The sequence below is a fragment of the Okeania sp. genome (genome assembly GCF_983059655.1).
Genome location: NZ_CEZPJD010000768.1, coordinates 2,040 through 3,796 on the forward strand (window position 1 = coordinate 2,040; position 1,757 = coordinate 3,796).

Sequence of the window (1,757 nt, forward strand, 5' to 3'; positions counted from 1 at the left end):
ATCCAACTATAATAGACCTGGGAATAGCTATCCCCGATCTAAAATAAGCAAATATTGAATAGGGTAAAGCAAAAGCGCAATAGACAAACGGTAAAAGCATACCAATTTCACTTTGGCTTTCCTGAAAAATAAACCCTAATAACAAAGCATATACTAAGAAAATAAAAGCACTTAAAACATAACTAAAAATTATAGGGAAAGTTATACAAAACAACCAATTCCAAAACGAATTTTTACTGAGCGATCGCTGATTATACATCTCCAATTAAACCTCTATAAATCGCTGTTGAAAAACCATAGTAAACTTTTTGAGATAATTCAAAACGAAAAGACTTTATTAACAAATATTGCAACAGAATTATCCAATTATTAATATCAAATTCAGTTCTAGATGCGTGGGTAAGAAGAGTAATAGCTGCTGTATCTGCAATACTCGTATCCCTAAGTTGAAGAAGTCTTTTAAAATTGCGAGGGAGCCAAAAGAAGCTACTATAGCCATTTGAAGATAGTCTGCTCACAAATTTCAAGACTCTTAAGGGGTTGCAGGGATCATATTCTTCATAAGATGAGTCAAAATTTTTCGGATCGAGGAGTTGTGCAACAAAACTTCTAATAAACCCACTCAGCAGCTTTTTGTCATCAGCTCTGACAAATGAAAGGCCATTGACAACTGCTGTGGCTAATACAGGGTCTTTAGATGCGACTGTAGGATCTAGTATCTTATGAGGTTCGTGAGAAATAGCAATTGAAATTGCTATTGTTCTAAATAACCAAAAATTAATTTCCCCTTTCTGGAGTATTCCCTTTAAACCATTTTCAACAAAATAGCGAGCTGCTAAATAGTCAGCAGCTCTTTGATTAAGAAACCTAGAAAAATAACTAAAATTGGAATTTAACTCTATTAAGCGATATTTTTCTGCCATATCTATAATACTAGAAATTACAATAAAAAAATCAAATTTATCTTGATTTCTCAAACGATAATTTTGCCACTTAGAGGTATTTAAAACTTTGAGTATTCTGATAAACTTTCTATCACTTTGAACAATTTTATGTTCTTGAATTTTATCTAGTGACAGCTCATAAGATTTATATTTAGCTAACCTTTGACTTGTTTCTTGGTCGAAATTGACTCTATGAGTTCTCAAATATTCGTATTTTTTATATAGTGAATCCAAAATACTATGATCGGAAATACTTACACCGTAATGAGAAGTGTGTTTAATTTGTAAAGATATCCTCATAAGATGAAAGCTCAAAACTGATAATACTTCCAAAAGGTATTGAAATAGGGCTTTCTCGATTTCCTCATAATTGACTGTTGTATTTACATTCATACCTTTTAATATCTCCCGTTTTAACTCTAGATCGTGCAAACTTCTGATAGATGGAATACGATTTTTTACATCTGCAAAATCTGATTCATCACTAGACGATGAAACTTGAGATAGCCATAAAGATAAATAGTAAGGATTCCTTAAAAAAGATTCCTGTTCTGCATTAGTATCTATGATTGTTAAAATAGTATTTCTAATTTTGTTCTGGTTTAAAAAATCGTGTTGTAAACTTTTCAATCGCTTCTTTAAAAGTTTTTTGACTTGCGGTATGCTCATTGGCTTTATTCTGACATTTGCCACTGTCAAAGTATTAGCATAGGCTTTATATTCTTCTTCTCTGCATGATAAAATCCATCTAGTTTTATCGCCGCTATTTTTCATCAAAATTGATAAATATTCAAACAAAATGTCGCGTTTACT

The 1,757-nt window shown here is 31.5% G+C and carries 2 protein-coding genes; both read right to left on the bottom strand.

What is annotated here, in order from left to right; translation table 11 throughout:
- Window positions 1-265: hypothetical protein (locus AC3DU7_RS28085; RefSeq protein ID WP_488042548.1), on the bottom strand; the 265-nt coding region annotated here is incomplete at its 3' end.
- Window positions 252-1,757 (bottom strand): hypothetical protein (locus tag AC3DU7_RS28090; RefSeq protein WP_488042549.1); only part of this gene is annotated, 1,506 nt, incomplete at its 5' end. The genes AC3DU7_RS28085 and AC3DU7_RS28090, both read right to left, overlap by 14 nt.